At 35.9% G+C, this 19360-nt stretch carries 10 protein-coding genes; 4 read left to right on the forward strand and 6 right to left on the reverse strand.

The window, feature by feature from the left end:
* Positions 1 to 3: 3 nt before the first annotated feature.
* The 3 genes from BLT57_RS09015 to BLT57_RS09025 are packed head-to-tail and all read right to left on the reverse strand — an operon-like array spanning position 4 to position 11914.
* A complete protein-coding gene (locus tag BLT57_RS09015) occupies positions 4 to 921 on the reverse strand; it encodes a type IX secretion system membrane protein PorP/SprF (RefSeq protein ID WP_091425054.1) in 918 nt (305 codons plus the stop codon).
* A gap of 12 nt (positions 922 to 933) precedes the next feature.
* Positions 934 to 11430, reverse strand: a complete 10497-nt coding sequence (locus tag BLT57_RS09020; protein ID WP_091425056.1) for a gliding motility-associated C-terminal domain-containing protein — start codon at positions 11428 to 11430, stop codon at positions 934 to 936.
* 34 nt (positions 11431 to 11464) lie between these two features.
* Positions 11465 to 11914 carry a hypothetical protein gene (locus tag BLT57_RS09025; RefSeq protein ID WP_091425058.1) on the reverse strand — a complete coding sequence of 150 codons (450 nt, stop codon included), beginning with the start codon at positions 11912 to 11914 and terminating at the stop codon, positions 11465 to 11467.
* 306 nt (positions 11915 to 12220) lie between these two features.
* Between BLT57_RS09025 and BLT57_RS09030 the strand changes: the two genes are divergently transcribed.
* The 4 genes from BLT57_RS09030 (at position 12221) to BLT57_RS09045 (ending at position 16360) form a co-directional block, all read left to right on the forward strand.
* Positions 12221 to 12712 carry a histidine phosphatase family protein gene (locus BLT57_RS09030; RefSeq protein ID WP_091425060.1) on the forward strand — a complete coding sequence of 164 codons (492 nt, stop codon included), beginning with the start codon at positions 12221 to 12223 and terminating at the stop codon, positions 12710 to 12712.
* The gene (ppk1, locus tag BLT57_RS09035; RefSeq protein WP_091425062.1) at positions 12705 to 14759 is read left to right on the forward strand and encodes a polyphosphate kinase 1; all 2055 of its coding nucleotides are present in this window, start codon (positions 12705 to 12707) and stop codon (positions 14757 to 14759) included. Before BLT57_RS09030 ends, ppk1 begins: the two co-directional genes overlap by 8 nt.
* Position 14760: 1 nt before the next feature.
* Entirely contained in the window at positions 14761 to 15666 is a 906-nt protein-coding gene (locus BLT57_RS09040; protein WP_091425064.1) for a Ppx/GppA phosphatase family protein, read from the forward strand.
* A gap of 160 nt (positions 15667 to 15826) precedes the next feature.
* Positions 15827 to 16360 (forward strand): porin family protein, encoded by a 534-nt coding sequence (locus BLT57_RS09045; RefSeq protein WP_091425066.1) that lies wholly within the window; start codon positions 15827 to 15829, stop codon positions 16358 to 16360.
* 53 nt (positions 16361 to 16413) lie between these two features.
* Here BLT57_RS09045 and BLT57_RS09050 read toward each other — a convergent pair whose 3' ends face one another.
* Genes BLT57_RS09050 through dnaX form a run of 3 tightly spaced genes read right to left on the reverse strand, consistent with a single transcriptional unit; the run spans position 16414 to position 19285 of the window.
* Complete coding sequence (locus BLT57_RS09050) at positions 16414 to 16995, reverse strand: tRNA-(ms[2]io[6]A)-hydroxylase (protein ID WP_091425067.1); 582 nt, start codon at positions 16993 to 16995, stop codon at positions 16414 to 16416.
* A gap of 1 nt (position 16996) precedes the next feature.
* On the reverse strand, positions 16997 to 17560 hold the full coding sequence (locus BLT57_RS09055; RefSeq protein WP_091425068.1) for a hypothetical protein: 564 nt from the start codon (positions 17558 to 17560) through the stop codon (positions 16997 to 16999).
* Between the two features lie 9 nt (positions 17561 to 17569).
* Positions 17570 to 19285 (reverse strand): DNA polymerase III subunit gamma/tau, encoded by a 1716-nt coding sequence (gene dnaX / locus BLT57_RS09060; protein WP_091425070.1) that lies wholly within the window; start codon positions 19283 to 19285, stop codon positions 17570 to 17572.
* Between the last annotated feature and the right edge of the window lie 75 nt (positions 19286 to 19360).

Genomic DNA, 19360 nt, shown 5'->3' on the forward strand with positions numbered 1-19360 from the left:
TTTTTAGAAGTATCTAGGGGATTTAATACGTTTACTTTTAAATATTTCAAACATTAGTAAGACTTCATGAGTACCACTCGTATATGGTCTTAAATCGGAAATAGGATATTCATAGGCATAGCCTATTCGTAACTGTTTTGAAACTTGAAAGTCTGCTATGCCACTGAAGGCAGCTGCTCGTTCGTTAATTCGGTATCCAGCACCAACCCAAAATTTCTCATAGAATAAAAAGTTTGCAGTCATATCAAATGACAATGGTGCGCCATTAGTGGCTTTTAATAAAGCTGCTGGTTTGAACATTGTATTCTCACTGAGTTTAAAAACATAACCTCCAGTGAAATAATAGCTTATTCGTTCTAAAGATTGAAATTCTGCATCACCTGTATAATCGGTGTTTAGAAGTCTTGGAGCAGAAAGACCTATATACCATTTATTACTATGCCAGTATATACCAGTTCCAATATTAGGCTTCCATCGATCTTCAAAGCCGAAAATCACGGGGTCATTGGCTTGTGATTGTTGGAAATCAGCATCTAAACTATAACTTGTGAATCCTGCTTTTAAACCGAAAGCAAGCTTGCTATTCTCACCAGTAGGTATGGTGTATGAAAAATCACCATACAAATAAGAGAAGTTCTGATAACCGAGTTCATCATTTACAAAAGATAACCCTAGACCAACTCTCTCATTTCTCATTGGGGCATGTATAGATAACGTTTGGGTTTGTGGACCTCCTTCAAGACCAACCCATTGGCTTCTATGTAAACCAACAACACTTAGCGTCTCTCTACTTCCTGCATAAGCGGGATTTATAGAAATAGTATTGTACATATACTGCGTAAACTGCGGAAGTTGCTGTGCTACTCCCATCCAGCTACTGAACAGTATAAATGCTATTATATTAAACTTGACTAATTTCATATAGGTTAAGATTTATTTTGTTGAAACGTAGATTGGTCCTGTAATAGGCTTTAGTCCACTATTCTTAATATTTATAACGTAATAATATGTTCCTGTTGGCACATAATCTGAACGTCCAATAGAGGCATTCGAAGCTGTACCATTCCAATCATTTTGATAATTGAAGTTTTCATATATTTTAGCACCCCAACGGTTAAAGATTTGTACTTCAAATACGAATCCACACTCTTCAACACCCGTGATGGTAAAGAATTCATTAATACCATCAAAGTTCACTGTGACAGCTTTAGAGATAATTAGATCATCTTCTCCGCAAGGTAAAACGACACAATCATCATTAATGTTAATTATGACAGTTACACTTCCTGGGCATTCACCACCGTAAGTATAAGTAAACTCATAATCACCTAATTGATCTTCTGTAAAATTATCATCTGTATCTAATAATGATGACGGGTTAAAGAAGCTTCCATTAATAGTAGCATCACCAGAGGTTACTGTCCAAATACCATCTACATCGTAATCTCCAAGCAATAGATCGAATAGATCAAAATCAAAATCTTCAGTAATACAAAGTGTAGCGTCATCAGTTGGTATATCACTTTCTACGGAAACGATAATGGTTTGAGTAAAAACGGATTCATTTCCACATTCATCTGAAACAAACCAATCTCTAATAATTTCATAGTCTGTAGCTGTTCCATCTGCAGTTGACGTTTCATTGAAAACAACAGTGATATTAGAAGAACAAGCATCTTCAAATACTAATTCTGGAACCTCAGGAATCTCGCTACATACAACATTGATTACATCTTCTAAATCACCTACAAGAGCAGGTGGTGTATTGTCTTCAATAGTAATAGTTTGAACAAATGAAGTTGCGTTATCACAATCGTCAGTTAAGGTCCATACTCGCGTAATTAAAGCTTCACCTGGACAATCACCATCAGTAACTGTATCCACAAAAGTAGCTTCAAGACCAGTTGAGCAGTTATCCGCTTCATCAGTAACATCACCAGTTAAGGTAAGGTCAGAAGGATCTTGATCACACTCAATAGTGATATCAGCAGGTACCGTAAAGGTAGGTGGTGTTGTATCTTCAACAGTAATGGTTTGAACAAGTGTTGTTGTATTATCACAATCGTCAGTTAAAGACCAAGTTCTAGTAATTACAGATTCATTAGCACAAGCGCCATCAGCCACTGTATCTACAAAAGTAGCTTCAAGACCAGTTGAGCAGTTATCTGCTTCATCAGTAACATCACCAGTTAAGGTAAGGTCAGAAGGATCTTGATCACACTCAATAGTGATATCAGCAGGTACCGTAAAGGTAGGTGGTGTTGTATCTTCAACAGTAATGGTTTGAACAAGTGTTGTTGTATTATCACAATCGTCAGTTAAAGACCAAGTTCTAGTAATTACAGATTCATTAGCACAAGCACCATCAGCCACTGTATCTACAAAAGTAGCTTCAAGACCAGTTGAGCAGTTATCTGCTTCATCAGTAACATCACCAGTTAAGGTAAGGTCAGAAGGATCTTGATCACACTCAATAGTTACATCAGCAGGTACCGTAAAGGTAGGTGGTGTTGTATCTTCAACAGTAATGGTTTGAACAAGTGTTGTTGTATTATCACAATCGTCAGTTAAAGACCAAGTTCTAGTAATTACAGATTCATTAGCACAAGCGCCATCAGCCACTGTATCTACAAAAGTAGCTTCAAGACCAGTTGAGCAGTTATCTACTTCATCAGTAACATCACCAGTTAAGGTAAGGTCAGAAGGATCTTGATCACACTCAATAGTGATATCAGCAGGTACCGTAAAGGTAGGCGGTGTTGTATCTTCAACAGTAATGGTTTGAACAAGTGTTGTTGTATTATCACAATCGTCAGTTAAAGACCAAGTTCTAGTAATTACAGATTCATTAGCACAAGCGCCATCAGCCACTGTGTCTACAAAAGTAGCTTCAAGACCAGTTGAGCAGTTATCTGCTTCATCAGTAACATCACCAGTTAAGGTAAGGTCAGAAGGATCTTGATCACACTCAATAGTGATATCAGCAGGAACCGTAAAGGTAGGTGGTGTTGTATCTTCAACAGTAATGGTTTGAACAAGTGTTGTTGTATTATCACAATCGTCAGTTAAAGACCAAGTTCTAGTAATTACAGATTCATTAGCACAAGCGCCATCAGCCACTGTATCTACAAAAGTAGCTTCAAGACCAGTTGAGCAGTTATCTGCTTCATCAGTAACATCACCAGTTAAGGTAAGGTCAGAAGGATCTTGATCACACTCAATAGTGATATCAGCAGGTACCGTAAAGGTAGGTGGTGTTGTATCTTCAACAGTAATGGTTTGAACAAGTGTTGTTGTATTATCACAATCGTCAGTTAAAGACCAAGTTCTAGTAATTACAGATTCATTAGCACAAGCGCCATCAGCCACTGTATCTACAAAAGTAGCTTCAAGACCAGTTGAGCAGTTATCTGCTTCATCAGTAACATCACCAGTTAAGGTAAGGTCAGAAGGATCTTGATCACACTCAATAGTGATATCAGCAGGTACCGTAAAGGTAGGCGGTGTTGTATCTTCAACAGTAATGGTTTGAACAAGTGTTGTTGTATTATCACAATCGTCAGTTAAAGACCAAGTTCTAGTAATTACAGATTCATTAGCACAAGCACCATCAGCCACTGTATCTACAAAAGTAGCTTCAAGACCAGTTGAGCAGTTATCTGCTTCATCAGTAACATCACCAGTTAAGGTAAGGTCAGAAGGATCTTGATCACACTCAATAGTGATATCAGCAGGTACCGTAAAGGTAGGCGGTGTTGTATCTTCAATAGTAATGGTTTGAACAAGTGTTGTTGTATTATCACAATCGTCAGTTAAAGACCAAGTTCTAGTAATTACAGATTCATTAGCACAAGCGCCATCAGCCACTGTATCTACAAAAGTAGCTTCAAGACCAGTTGAGCAGTTATCTGCTTCATCAGTAACATCACCAGTTAAGGTAAGGTCAGAAGGATCTTGATCACACTCAATAGTGATATCAGCAGGAACCGTAAAGGTAGGTGGTGTTGTATCTTCAACAGTAATGGTTTGAACAAGTGTTGTTGTATTATCACAATCGTCAGTTAAAGACCAAGTTCTAGTAATTACAGATTCATTAGCACAAGCACCATCAGCCACTGTATCTACAAAAGTAGCTTCAAGTGTACTAACAGAACAGTTATCTGCTTCATCAGTAACATCACCAGTTAAGGTAAGGTCAGAAGGATCTTGATCACACTCAATAGTTACATCAGCAGGTACCGTAAAGGTAGGCGGTGTTGTATCTTCTATAATAAGCGTTGTACTAAGTGTAGCAAAGTTACCACAGTCATCAGTAATTGTGTAAACCACAGCAATTGAACCAGCTTGTCCACAAGAAGGCACTAGATTTCCAAAGTTATAATTAGAGGTTACGGTAATACTTATGTCGTCAGAACAATTTTCAAGAGAAGTGATATTAGCTGTATTCCAAATATTAGCTAATTGTTCGTTATTGTCACCTTCACATTCAATTGTTTCATCAGTTAAAGTACAGTTTGATAAATCAGGAGTTGTACCATCGTCGAATGTTAGAGTGGCGGATATAGTTGAACTATTACCGCAATCGTCAGTAACGGTATACGTAACAGTTATATTTCCACAAGGTCCACATATCGTATTCAGATTATTAAAATCGTAATCAGAAGTTACTTGACCTGTTAAATCAGTATCACAATTATCAGTAGCGCAAGCTTCTAATGTAGCAATGTTAGCAGCATTCCAAGCATCCGCCAATGATTCATTATCAGTATCAGAACATTCTAGAACTGTATTTTCTAATGTACAGTTTGAAAGGTCTGGCGGTGTTGTATCTTCAACAGTAATGGTTTGAACAAGTGTTGTTGTATTATCACAATCGTCAGTTAAAGACCAAGTTCTAGTAATTACAGATTCATTAGCACAAGCGCCATCAGCCACTGTGTCTACAAAAGTAGCTTCAAGACCAGTTGAGCAGTTATCTACTTCATCAGTAACATCACCAGTTAAGGTAAGGTCAGAAGGATCTTGATCACACTCAATAGTGATATCAGCAGGAACCGTAAAGGTAGGCGGTGTTGTGTCTTCAATAGTAATGGTTTGAACAAGTGTTGTTGTATTATCACAATCGTCAGTTAAAGTCCAAGTTCTAGTAATTACAGATTCATTAGCACAAGCACCATCAGCCACTGTATCTACAAAAGTAGCTTCAATACCAGTTGAGCAGTTATCTGCTTCATCAGTAACATCACCAGTTAAGGTAAGGTCAGAAGGATCTTGATCACACTCAATAGTGATATCAGCAGGTACCGTAAAGGTAGGCGGTGTTGTATCTTCAACAGTAATGGTTTGAACAAGTGTTGTTGTATTATCACAATCGTCAGTTAAAGACCAAGTTCTAGTAATTACAGATTCATTAGCACAAGCGCCATCAGCCACTGTATCTACAAAAGTAGCTTCAAGACCAGTTGAGCAGTTATCTGCTTCATCAGTAACATCACCAGTTAAGGTAAGGTCAGAAGGATCTTGATCACACTCAATAGTGATATCAGCAGGTACCGTAAAGGTAGGCGGTGTTGTATCTTCAACAGTAATGGTTTGAACAAGTGTTGTTGTATTATCACAATCGTCAGTTAAAGACCAAGTTCTAGTAATTACAGATTCATTAGCACAAGCACCATCAGCCACTGTATCTACAAAAGTAGCTTCAAGTGTACTAACAGAACAGTTATCTGCTTCATCAGTAACATCACCAGTTAAGGTAAGGTCAGAAGGATCTTGATCACACTCAATAGTTACATCAGCAGGTACCGTAAAGGTAGGCGGTGTTGTATCTTCTATAATAAGCGTTGTACTAAGTGTAGCAAAGTTACCACAGTCATCAGTAATTGTGTAAACCACAGCAATTGAACCAGCTTGTCCACAAGAAGGCACTAGATTTCCAAAGTTATAATTAGAGGTTACGGTAATACTTATGTCGTCAGAACAATTTTCAAGAGAAGTGATATTAGCTGTATTCCAAATATTAGCTAATTGTTCGTTATTGTCACCTTCACATTCAATTGTTTCATCAGTTAAAGTACAGTTTGATAAATCAGGAGTTGTACCATCGTCGAATGTTAGAGTGGCGGATATAGTTGAACTATTACCGCAATCGTCAGTAACGGTATACGTAACAGTTATATTTCCACAAGGTCCACATATCGTATTCAGATTATTAAAATCGTAATCAGAAGTTACTTGACCTGTTAAATCAGTATCACAATTATCAGTAGCGCAAGCTTCTAATGTAGCAATGTTAGCAGCATTCCAAGCATCCGCCAATGATTCATTATCAGTATCAGAACATTCTAGAACTGTATTTTCTAATGTACAGTTTGAAAGGTCTGGCGGTGTTGTATCTTCAACAGTAATGGTTTGAACAAGTGTTGTTGTATTATCACAATCGTCAGTTAAAGACCAAGTTCTAGTAATTACAGATTCATTAGCACAAGCGCCATCAGCCACTGTGTCTACAAAAGTAGCTTCAAGACCAGTTGAGCAGTTATCTACTTCATCAGTAACATCACCAGTTAAGGTAAGGTCAGAAGGATCTTGATCACACTCAATAGTGATATCAGCAGGAACCGTAAAGGTAGGCGGTGTTGTGTCTTCAATAGTAATGGTTTGAACAAGTGTTGTTGTATTATCACAATCGTCAGTTAAAGTCCAAGTTCTAGTAATTACAGATTCATTAGCACAAGCACCATCAGCCACTGTATCTACAAAAGTAGCTTCAATACCAGTTGAGCAGTTATCTGCTTCATCAGTAACATCACCAGTTAAGGTAAGGTCAGAAGGATCTTGATCACACTCAATAGTGATATCAGCAGGTACCGTAAAGGTAGGCGGTGTTGTATCTTCAACAGTAATGGTTTGAACAAGTGTTGTTGTATTATCACAATCGTCAGTTAAAGACCAAGTTCTAGTAATTACAGATTCATTAGCACAAGCGCCATCAGCCACTGTGTCTACAAAAGTAGCTTCAAGACCAGTTGAGCAGTTATCTGCTTCATCAGTAACATCACCAGTTAAGGTAAGGTCAGAAGGATCTTGATCACACTCAATAGTGATATCAGCAGGAACCGTAAAGGTAGGTGGTGTTGTATCTTCAACAGTAATGGTTTGAACAAGTGTTGTTGTATTATCACAATCGTCAGTTAAAGACCAAGTTCTAGTAATTACAGATTCATTAGCACAAGCACCATCAGCCACTGTATCTACAAAAGTAGCTTCAAGACCAGTTGAGCAGTTATCTGCTTCATCAGTAACATCACCAGTTAAGGTAAGGTCAGAAGGATCTTGATCACACTCAATAGTGATATCAGCAGGTACCGTAAAGGTAGGTGGTGTTGTATCTTCAACAGTAATGGTTTGAACAAGTGTTGTTGTATTATCACAATCGTCAGTTAAAGACCAAGTTCTAGTAATTACAGATTCATTAGCACAAGCGCCATCAGCCACTGTATCTACAAAAGTAGCTTCAAGACCAGTTGAGCAGTTATCTGCTTCATCAGTAACATCACCAGTTAAGGTAAGGTCAGAAGGATCTTGATCACACTCAATAGTGATATCAGCAGGTACCGTAAAGGTAGGCGGTGTTGTATCTTCAACAGTAATGGTTTGAACAAGTGTTGTTGTATTATCACAATCGTCAGTTAAAGACCAAGTTCTAGTAATTACAGATTCATTAGCACAAGCACCATCAGCCACTGTATCTACAAAAGTAGCTTCAAGACCAGTTGAGCAGTTATCTGCTTCATCAGTAACATCACCAGTTAAGGTAAGGTCAGAAGGATCTTGATCACACTCAATAGTGATATCAGCAGGTACCGTAAAGGTAGGCGGTGTTGTATCTTCAATAGTAATGGTTTGAACAAGTGTTGTTGTATTATCACAATCATCAGTTAAAGTCCAAGTTCTAGTAATTACAGATTCATTAGCACAAGCACCATCAGCCACTGTATCTACAAAAGTAGCTTCAAGACCAGTTGAGCAGTTATCTGCTTCATCAGTAACATCACCAGTTAAGGTAAGGTCAGAAGGATCTTGATCACACTCAATAGTGATATCAGCAGGAACCGTAAAGGTAGGCGGTGTTGTATCTTCAACAGTAATGGTTTGAACAAGTGTTGTTGTATTATCACAATCGTCAGTTAAAGACCAAGTTCTAGTAATTACAGATTCATTAGCACAAGCGCCATCAGCCACTGTATCTACAAAAGTAGCTTCAAGACCAGTTGAGCAGTTATCTGCTTCATCAGTAACATCACCAGTTAAGGTAAGGTCAGAAGGATCTTGATCACACTCTATAGTGATATCAGCAGGTACCGTAAAGGTAGGTGGTGTTGCATCAACGACTGTTATGATTTGATCTATAGAGACAGAATTACCACACTCGTCAGTAGCTGTCCAAGTTCTTGTAATTGTTTGAGTATTTCCACAACCAGGCACTGAAGTATCTGCATAAGTTACTGTAGCATTACCACAAGTGTCTGAAGCAGTAGCACTTCCTGTTTCAGCTGGATCAGCACTCTCTGTGCATTCTATAGTGGTATCTGCAGGAACACTAAGGGTTGGTTCAGTGGTATCAACCACAGTTATGATTTGATTTTCAGAGACAGAATTACCACACTCGTCAGTAGCTGTCCAAGTTCTGGTATATATATGTGTAAAACCGCATTCATCTGTCAATGAATCTGTATATTTAATATCGACAACACCACAATTGTCACTTCCAGTCGCATTACCAGTAGCTGTAGGATTAATTGGGTCAGTACATTCTACAGTAACATCTGCAGGTATGGTTAAAGAAGGAGGAGTGGTGTCAACTACAGTTATGATTTGATCTTCTGAAACCGAATTGTCACAATCGTCAGTCGCCGTCCACGTTCTAGTAATAATTTGAGTATTTCCACAACCAGGAACTGAAGCATCTGCATAAGTTACTGTAACATTACCACAGGTATCAGCAGCAGTAGCACTTCCAGTATCAGCTGGATCAGTACTCTCTGCACATTCTATAGTGACATCTGCAGGAACGACAAGTGTTGGATTTACAGTATCTACTACTGTGATAGTTTGATCATCAGATTCAAAGTTACCGCAGTCATCAGTAGCTGTCCATGTTCTAATTATAATTACGGCATTACCGCAAACAACCGTTGTATTATCGGTGTACGTTATTGTGACATTACCACACGCTTCTGTTGCCGTTGCTTGACCAGTATTTGATGGATCTGTACTTTCAGTACATTCGATATCAATCTTTGAAGGAATCGTCAATTTTGGATCAGTGGTATCAACTACTGTTATAATTTGATCTTCAGAGACAGTATTACCACAATCATCAGTGGCTGTCCATGTTCTAGTAATAGTTTCTGTATTTCCACAACCAGGAACCGAAGTATCAGCATAAGTCACTCTAGTATTACCACAGTTGTCAGTAGCAGTAGCACTGCCAGTATCAGCTGGATCGGTACTTTCCGTGCATTCTACTGTCGTATCAGCAGGAATAGAAATAGTTGGTGGTGTATTATCAACAACCGTAATCACCTGAATATATGCATCAATAGTGGTATTACAGGCATCAGTAAACGACCAAGTATTCGTATAAGTCCCGTTAGTAGGACAACTAGGATCTGGCACAAATGGACCGGATGTTTTAGTTAAAGTGAAATCACATTTATCGGTATCCGGTTCTAAATTCTGGGCGTTTTCTAGTGCGATAGAATCTGAACAATCTACAGTTGTATCTAATTCTCCTGGAGCATTACTCCATGAAACTATAGGTTGATTAACTTCAACTATTAATGGAAGTTTGTTACCTATATTACAATTGTCAAGAGCAGCTGAGCTTAATGAATTTTGATTATTTGGATTTTGTATTCCATTATAGTTTGCGGTAAACTGCAGGTCAAAATTTAAGTCACAATCGTCTTCTAAGAAATAACATTCATCTTGAATAACAACATCAAAATCTACATTTAATGCTGGATCACCCACATCGGTGTAACCGTCTTCAATAAAAAATTCCAGCAAATTGGTTGTAGGATTAAAATTATAAGTGACACCCGTAGGCGTGTTAACCATATTAACTGCAGCTATTTGAGGCGGTAATGTTGCCGAAATAGATAAATTTACAGCACTATCATTTCCTTTATTAACAATATTAAAGTTAAATCCTAATGAACTACCAGCATTTGTAGGTGTTGAACCAGTATCCATTATAATTTCAATTGGATCTAAATCTGGGGCCCACACGTCAACACAAAGACCGACAAGAAACAAGCCGTATGTCTCCTGATTTGATGTCAGTCTTAGGGTTGCAGATGTTTGATTATTAGCGATAATATTGTTTCCAGTATTGTCTAAATTAAATACAGCTGCATCAAAACCAAGTGTATTTTGACTGGCTGGATTCCGATCTAAAAAATCAGAATTCCCTATAGTTATTCTACTATTAAAGAAATTGTTGCTTGTTCGTTGTGGAGCCGTGATACTAACAAAGTTGTTATTTGTGTCTCTGATTTGTAATTGATCACCACTTAAGTCTCTATCACCTTCAAGAGACCCGATAATAACATTTGTATTAACATCTCCTGTAGGAACTGTTTGAAATCCTCCAAACGTAATATCAAAATTATTGATAGCACTTGTCACATTGGCATAACCATCAAAAAGACTAATGTTTTTAGCTGGTAATTTCGGACTTTCGTATACAAATACAATTTGCCATCCTCCTGAGGTTCCAATATTTCCACCACCATGCCCTATAACGCTTCCAAGTTTTGCTTCAACATTTGCAACTTGGTAAGTTCCATAAGGATCAACGAGTCCAGTGACTTGGTCTGTAATATCTTTAAAACAGATATAAGGATCATTATTGATATGAAAATTTCTACCTCTATAAATAACATCATCCGCTGTAAGTGTTGTATACTGGGTTTGTCCAGGTAACATCAACATAATATCATTATAATTCCAATTCGGTTGATTCTCAGAAGTTGGATCCGTAGTGGGTTCTCTATCTGCTGCAGCCCAATATAAGTAGGCTTTATACATCGAAAGACAGGTAAGTTGTGGTTCAGGATTTGAAAAATTAGCACTACTCGAGTTAAAAGTGTCGTCAATATTGTCATTATTAATATCAACGAGACCGTCAATGTCAACATAGACATTATTATTAAATGAGTGGTTACCTGATCCTCCGTTATAGTTATCGGTAGCGGTTCTTGATAACATATTGTTAGCGACCATAGTAACATCACCATTAACAGTCTCATTAAATCGAGGCGTAAAGGCGTCTAATACTTGAGCATTAACAAAACTTCCTACCAAGATCATTGTAATCAGGCAGGCGTTTCTAAGTGTTTTATGATTAATAGCAGTTTTCATAAGTAACGGTTTGTAAAGAAATTAGTCTAAACGACTAATTAAAATTTTGTGGGTCAGGGACTAAAGATTTTATTATAAGTGAATTGCTGATGTTATTATTGTTTCCAGATAGGACTTTAACTTCAGTACAATTCCATTTACCTAATGGGGTAGTTGCGTCACGAGATATTTTAACAAAAAAATCTAATGAACTATTCGCTCCAACAGTACCAGATTCTATGGTTTGTGTTTTTTGTGAATTAAGAACTTGTCTTTTTAGATGTATTTGCTTGTTTTGAGCAATACCATTACAGACTTGATCACTAGTAACAATAGTAAAGTCTTTGGGGCTATTAGATATATTTGTGATTTCAATCAAATACAAGTGCTCCTGAGCTGTAATTGGCAAATCTGACGATTTTTTAATTTTGAGCTCTAGTGACTGTTGTCCGTAAGAACATAGTGTTGCTAGACAAACTAGCATTACCAAAGTAATTCTTTTCATAGTACTATATTTAACTATAATCTCGCTAAGCGATGTGTTTTAAAAAATTAATTCCTCTGAATATTGCTTGTTGGGGCGCCTTCAGAGATTTAATATGTTGTGAGGGAAGAACATTGGTAACCAATGTTTGATATATGGATATATTAATATATTTTTGATTTGGGGTCATTAAACATTAATTTAACACAACAAATGAACTCATAACACTTATGTTAGACAAATTTAAATGTTGAATAGGCTAAAATAATCGTTAAAACGGAATTATGCAACATATTATCGATAAAATATGCGTTTAATCGAAGACTTATGAAAAATATTACAGTAATTAGACATGCTAAATCTTCTTGGGAATTTGACGTTAGCGACAAAGAACGTCCTCTTAAAAAACGTGGTTTGAATGATGCTGAACTTGTTTCGAAAGCATTCAAGAATAAAATGATAAATCCAGATGCTGTTTTTTCAAGTCCGGCTAATCGAGCGCTATCTACCTGTCATTTATTTTTAAAAAATTTAGAAGTTTCATTGGGTAAATTAAAAATTGAGGAGGATTTATATGATTTTGGTGGTCAACAGGTGATAAGCTTTTTAAAAAATTTAGATGACAATTATAAAAATGTTATGATTTTTGGTCATAATCATGCATTCACATCTATTTGCAATATATTTGGTGACAAATTTATTGATAACCTTCCAACTAGTGGTTTAGTAGTGATTGCTTTTGAAACAAATACTTGGAAGAATATCGAATTCGGTACTACTAAAATGACACTCTTTCCAAGAGATTTAAAATATGACTAAAGACAAAAACAGCTATATAAATAGGGAGTTAAGTTGGCTCCAATTTAATGAACGCGTATTACAGGAAGCCGCAGATGAAAGTGTTCCGTTGATTGAGCGCTTTCGATTTTTAGGGATTTTCTCAAATAATTTAGATGAATTTTTCAAGGTACGTTATGCTACTATTAAACGTATTGATGAGGCGGGAAAAGGCGGTAAAAGTGAGCTAGGTATTAAAGCCTCAGAACTTTTAGATTTGATTACGCAAGTAGTTATCAAACAGCAAAGTCAAAGTCTAGATATCTTAAGTAATATTCAAAAAAAATTAGAACTGGAAAACATTTTCATTATCGATGAAACACAAGTAGATAATGACCAACATGACTTTATAAAGAATTACTACTTACAACAGGTCAGTCCTGCACTTGTAACTATTATATTAAATGATGCTGTAGATTTACCTTTACTGAAGGATAGTGCTGCTTACCTTGCAGTTAAAATGGAATTAACTAATAATTATAAACAATTCGCTTTAATTGAAATCCCCAAATTTATTGATCGTTTTGTTGTACTTCCTGAAAAGGATGGGAGGAATTTTATTATGATTTTAGATGATGTCATAAGATACTGTTTAAATGATATTTTTAATATTTTTAGTTATACCCATATCACAGCTAATATGATAAAAATCACTAGAGATGGTGAATTAGATTTTGATAGTGACTTAAGCAAGAGCTTTATTGAAAAAATATCTGACAGTGTCAAAGATAGGCAAATAGGTGACCCAGTGCGTTTTGTGTATGACAAAACCATTGATAGTGAAACCCTAGAATATTTGATGTCTAAGATGGGCATTAATTCAAAAGATAGTGTGATTCCAGGCGGTAGATACCACAATAGAAGAGATTATATGGACTTTCCTAGTTTAGGTCGAACCGATTTATTATATGAAAAAATTAAACCTTTAGAAATTAAAGGATTAAGCCTTAAATCTAGTATTTTTAACACAATTTCAAATAAAGATTATCTGCTTCATACACCTTATCAAACGTTTTCATATGTTGTTAAATTTTTGAGAGAAGCGGCACTTGACCCTCAAGTTAAATCCATTAAGATTACCATATATAGACTCGCTCAAATTTCTCATATCGCGAGTTCCTTGATTAATGCAGCAAAAAACGGAAAAAAAGTAGTTGTAGTGATTGAATTGAGAGCCCGTTTTGATGAACAAGCAAATATTGATTATGCAGAGCAAATGCAGGATGAAGGTGTTCAAATGCTCTTTGGGGTTACGGGTCTAAAAGTGCATAGCAAAATATGCCTTATTGAACGAGAAGAAGAGAACTCTATAAAACGATATGGATTTATAAGCACAGGGAATTTTAATGAATCAACAGCAAAAATATACACCGATTTTACTTTATTTACGGCAAATCAAAAAATTCTAAAAGACGTAAATAAGGTATTTAGTTTCTTTGATACAAACTATCGTATTCACCGATATAAGCATATTATTACATCACCACACTATTCAAGGTCAAAATTATTTGCCTTGATAGACACTGAAATAGAAAATGTAAAACTAGGCCAACCAGCATTTATTAAACTTAAATTAAATAGTATATCAAGTTATAAAATGATAGATAAGCTGTACGAAGCAAGCAGAGCTGGCGTAAAAATTCAAATGATTGTTAGAGGCATTTGTTGCTTAGTTCCAGGTGTTAAAGGTATGAGTGAAAATATTGAAGTTATTAGCATTATTGACAAATTTTTAGAGCATACCCGACTATTTATGTTTTGTAATAATGATGATACGATAATGTATATTTCTTCAGCCGATTGGATGACGCGTAATATTGAGAATAGAGTAGAGGTAAGCTGTCCGATATATCAAGAAGACATTAAACAAGAACTCATGGATGTATTTGATATTTGTTGGCGTGATAATGTTAAAGCTAGGCAAATTGATGCATCTCAAAATAATACCTATCGAACTAATAACAACCCTAAAGTAAGAGCGCAATTCGCTCTGTATGATTATTATAAAGAAAAACTAAACGCATCATAGTATGTTAAGTATAAAAAAATACGCAGCCATAGATATTGGATCAAACGCGGTAAGACTTTTAATTTCTAATATTATTGAACAAAAGGGGCAACCTGTAAAGTTTAAGAAAAGTTCTCTAGTTCGTGTTCCTATTCGTCTTGGATCAGATGTGTTTTTACATGGCAAGATTTCCGAAGAAAATAAACAACGCATGTTAGATACCATGACAGCTTTTAATCTTTTGATGAAATCTCATAAAGTAGTAACCTATAAAGCTTGTGCTACCTCTGCGATGCGAGAAGCTGAAAACGGACACGCTATAGCAAACCTGATTGCTAAAAAAGCCAAAATCGAAATTGATATCATTGATGGTGAAGAGGAAGCAGCAATAATTGCGGCTACAGATTTACATTCATACATACATGAAGATAAGACCTATTTATATGTTGATGTAGGAGGTGGGAGTACAGAGTTTTCAGTAATACATCATGGTAAAACGGTTGTATCAAAGTCTTTTAAATTAGGAACCGTAAGATTGCTTAATGACATTGTGAAAAAAGAAACTTGGATAGAGCTCGAAAACTGGATCAAAACCCATACGAATGAGTATGATAAAGTAGACCTTATAGGATCTGGTGGAAACATTAACAAGATTTTTAAAATCTCAGGAAAAGCACTCGGTAAGCCACTAACATACTTCTATTTAACTACTTATTATAATAAATTGCAGACTTATTCATACGAAGAACGTATTACGGAATTAGAACTTAATCAAGATCGTGCAGATGTTATTATTCCGGCTACTAGAATATATTTGTCGGCTATGAAATGGAGTGGGGCTAAAGACATCTATGTTCCAAAAATTGGTTTGTCTGATGGGATTATTAAAAGCGTCTATTACAACACAGTTTCTAGCGTAAACATTTAGACACGAGTTAATTTGGCGGGTTTTTGAGCGTAACATCCAATTTTTATGTTGTTTTTTTAATTTTCATCCTATATTAGCCACCTCAAATCTTTGCTACTAATTAGTCTAGTTTTGATAGGCATCACCTGTGTGATGTTAACCCAATAAACTATTTATAATTATGAAATCAACTATACTTACACTTTTATTTGTAGCCTTTACATTCTTATCGTTTTCTCAAGAAACTAGTTATGGTGTAAGAGGCGGACTCAATATTTCTAATTTAGATTTTGAACCTGATGCGACCTTCAATAATCAACATAGAAATGGTTTTGCCTTCGGAGGCTTTGTAGATCTCGGTATTACTGAAACGTTTTCAACTATGATTGAATTTCAGTATTCTGCTGAAGGTGGTAAAGCAGATGATCTGAGAGCAGACTATATTCAAATGCCTATCATGGCGCGTTTTACTTTAGCTGATAAATTCACAGTGGGTGTTGGACCAATGGTAAGTCTAAAAACATGGAAAGATCAAGATGCGTTTTCAACGTTTACGTTTTCTGGCATAGGCGGTATTGAGTATATGATTAATGACGAATTATTCGTCGATGCTCGCATCCACTATGGTTTAAGTAATATTCTTAATGAAGATATAAGTGGAGATTTGGAAGCGCAAAATACGACCTTTCAATTTGGGTTTGGAATAAAGATTTAAGTCACAATCAACATAAGATATATGATGAGCTTCAGTAACTACTGAAGCTTTTTTTAGCCATGAATCGTCTCGGTTTTACTCAAATCTTTCATGATTTGAGCCTCAAACTGTAATAGTGATTGCCATTTTTGATCGACTTCGTTTCGTTCTCCATATTGTCTGGCAAAAGCAAGAAACATGGTGTAGTGATTGGCTTCACTGACCATCAATTTTCTATAAAATTCAGCAAGCTCTCTATCTTTTAATTCTTCTGAAAGTAATCTGAAACGCTCACAACTTCTAGCCTCAATTAGCGCTGCATATAATAGGCGATGCACGAGTTGGGTGGTTCTGCTACCTCCTTTTGGAAAGAATTTTATAAGCTGAAGCACATAGTCATCCTTGCGGTCACGTCCTAAAACCCAGCCATTCGCAATAATCTTGTCATGTACCATTTTAAAATGGCTTATTTCTTCTTTCACTAAAGCTGTCATTTCAGTCACTAACTCAGTGTACTCCGGAAAGCTCACAATAAGAGAAATTGCCGTACTCGCGGCTTTCTGCTCGCAATAAGCATGATCTGTTAGAATATCCTCAATATTTTTTTCAACAATATTCACCCATCTTGGGTCTGTTGGTAGTTTTAAACCTAGCATTTTAACTGTGATCTTGAATTAGTATAATTTGTTCATTTCCATTGGTGTCAATCAAAAGTTCATATAACTTAAAGGTATCATCTTTCGGATTGATAAACGAAACACCTAAGGATAATTGAGAGTTGTTTGACATGTTTTGGTTAACCCATACGTGTTCTAAGGTTGCATTTGTCCAGAATGTAGATTTTGTAAATTCGCCAAAACCTTTTGCGGAAATGTGCTTTTCAAAAATAATATGGTCTGAAACAGCCACAATAACATCTGACGCGAATAGGCGATGATATTCTGTTGTTTTTTTATCATTAATCACAGATTGATTTAACAGAATGCCGTGGTCGCTAGTGGCATAATTCTTTATGCTCACTTTAAAAGTATGCCCTACAATAGAATCAGTTTTAATCTCGGTGTAACTTTCTGGATAGTAAAGGGTTGAGTTGATTGATCTCTGGTCATTATTGAACTGAATTATAGCGTTTTTAAGTCGTTCTTTTTTGGTTTCACCATGAGAACAAGCTAATACTGTGAGTATTAGAATACACGAAATTATTGCAAGAATTCTTTTCATAAGAGTAGCTTATAAATCTAGTCCAAAAGTCTTTTTTAAGAGTGCGATAGTTGGGTTTTTCTCTTTTAGTTTTTCATATTTTTCTTGAGCCGTAAACGCATATTTTCTAGAAATTTCTTCATTTACATTTATTTCTAATTTTAATTTATAGTTTTTTAATGTTTTACGCAAATATTCCATCAATGGATGCTGGGCGCGTTCCAATTCTATTTTTAAGGTATCATTTGGGAATTCAAGGAGAATATCAGTTCCACGTATACTAGGATCACTCATTTCGAGTATAGAAGCCATTATTTTTTCACCTTTTTTATGCAGTTGTTTGATATAACTGTCCCAAGTTTCTTTAAAGGCTTCAATAGTAAAGTCGTCTTCAGGTAAGTCTTCCAGATCTATAACAACCTCCATTTGTTTAATTTGGTGTTCTTTTTTTGCTCGAATACTTTTGAGTGATAAACCTGAAGTGCGTTCATCTTTCTTTAAATCTAAAATAGGTCTTGGAAGTTTAGAAGTTATGGGATTATCCATAGCGGTTTTTTGTGCTATAGTTTTTTCTTCAGAATCTTGAACAATCACTTTTGGATTTGGAATTTCAACAGGAATTGGTGTGATTCCTTTTGCCTTGAAATACGAGGGAGGGATTATGTAATGTTTGCTATTTTTTTTTTCTCCATCAAAAGTGATAGAGGCAAGTTGCATAAGACAAAGTTCAACCAAGAGTCGTTGGTTTTTACTGCTTTTATATTTTAGGTCACAATCATTAGCGAGTTCAATACCTTTTATTAAAAATGCATGTGGCGCTTTTTTGGATTGTTCGAGATACTTTGTTTTAGTATCATCACCAACTTCAAGCAGTTCGATGGTTTTTTCATTTTGACAAACCAATAAATCTCTAAAGTGAGATGCTAACCCAGCAATAAAATGATGACCATCAAAACCTTTTGAGAGCGTTTTATTAAACTGAATCAGTAATTCGGGTATCTTATTCTCTAAAATAAAGTCTGTGCTTTTAAAATAGGTTTCGTAGTCTAATACGTTTAAGTTTTCGGTAACGGCTTCTCTCGTAAGTTCTTTTCCTGAAAAACTAACAACACGATCAAAGATGGATAACGCATCACGCATCGCACCATCAGCTTTTTGTGCTATAATATGAAGGGCATCATCTTCGGCATTAATGCCTTGTTCCTCGGCAATATATTTCAGATAATTCTTAGCATCTTTAACTGTAATGCGTTTAAAATCAAAAATCTGACAACGTGATAAGATGGTTGGTATAATCTTATGTTTTTCAGTAGTTGCTAAGATAAAAATGCAGTGTTTTGGAGGCTCTTCAAGCGTTTTTAAAAACGCATTAAAGGCTGCCTGTGAGAGCATGTGTACCTCATCAATGATATACACCTTGTATTTGCCAACTTGAGGTGGAATACGCACTTGATCGGTTAAACTTCTAATATCATCCACAGAATTATTTGAAGCTGCATCTAATTCAAAAATATTAAATGCGAAATCTTCATCTTCAGTTTCTGTACCATCACTATTGATCATTTTAGCTAAAATACGAGCGCAGGTGGTTTTACCTACACCACGCGGACCAGTAAACAAAAGTGCTTGTGCTAAATGATTATTTTCAATGGCATTAAGTAAGGTATTCGTAATAGCTTGCTGACCCACAACATCCTTAAAGGATTGGGGTCTGTATTTACGAGCCGATACTACGAAATGTTCCATTTAGAATTAACTGAATTACAAATTTAAAAAAACAAGGCTCAAATTAGTTTCTAATTTGAGCCTTGTTTTATTTAG

Origin of the sequence: Formosa sp. Hel1_31_208 (genome assembly GCF_900104785.1) — a bacterium.
GTDB lineage: Bacteria > Bacteroidota > Bacteroidia > Flavobacteriales > Flavobacteriaceae > Psychroserpens.

Bases quoted from the DNA above. Each gene is read 5' to 3' on its own strand.
- BLT57_RS09015 (WP_091425054.1), bottom strand. From the start codon at position 921: ATGAAATTAGTCAAGTTTAATATAATAGCATTTATACTGTTCAGTAGC.
- BLT57_RS09020 (WP_091425056.1), bottom strand. From the start codon at position 11,430: ATGAAAACTGCTATTAATCATAAAACACTTAGAAACGCCTGCCTGATT.
- BLT57_RS09025 (WP_091425058.1), bottom strand. From the start codon at position 11,914: ATGAAAAGAATTACTTTGGTAATGCTAGTTTGTCTAGCAACACTATGT.
- BLT57_RS09030 (WP_091425060.1), top strand. From the start codon at position 12,221: ATGAAAAATATTACAGTAATTAGACATGCTAAATCTTCTTGGGAATTT.
- ppk1 (WP_091425062.1), top strand. From the start codon at position 12,705: ATGACTAAAGACAAAAACAGCTATATAAATAGGGAGTTAAGTTGGCTC.
- BLT57_RS09040 (WP_091425064.1), top strand. From the start codon at position 14,761: ATGTTAAGTATAAAAAAATACGCAGCCATAGATATTGGATCAAACGCG.
- BLT57_RS09045 (WP_091425066.1), top strand. From the start codon at position 15,827: ATGAAATCAACTATACTTACACTTTTATTTGTAGCCTTTACATTCTTA.
- BLT57_RS09050 (WP_091425067.1), bottom strand. From the start codon at position 16,995: ATGCTAGGTTTAAAACTACCAACAGACCCAAGATGGGTGAATATTGTT.
- BLT57_RS09055 (WP_091425068.1), bottom strand. From the start codon at position 17,560: ATGAAAAGAATTCTTGCAATAATTTCGTGTATTCTAATACTCACAGTA.
- dnaX (WP_091425070.1), bottom strand. From the start codon at position 19,285: ATGGAACATTTCGTAGTATCGGCTCGTAAATACAGACCCCAATCCTTT.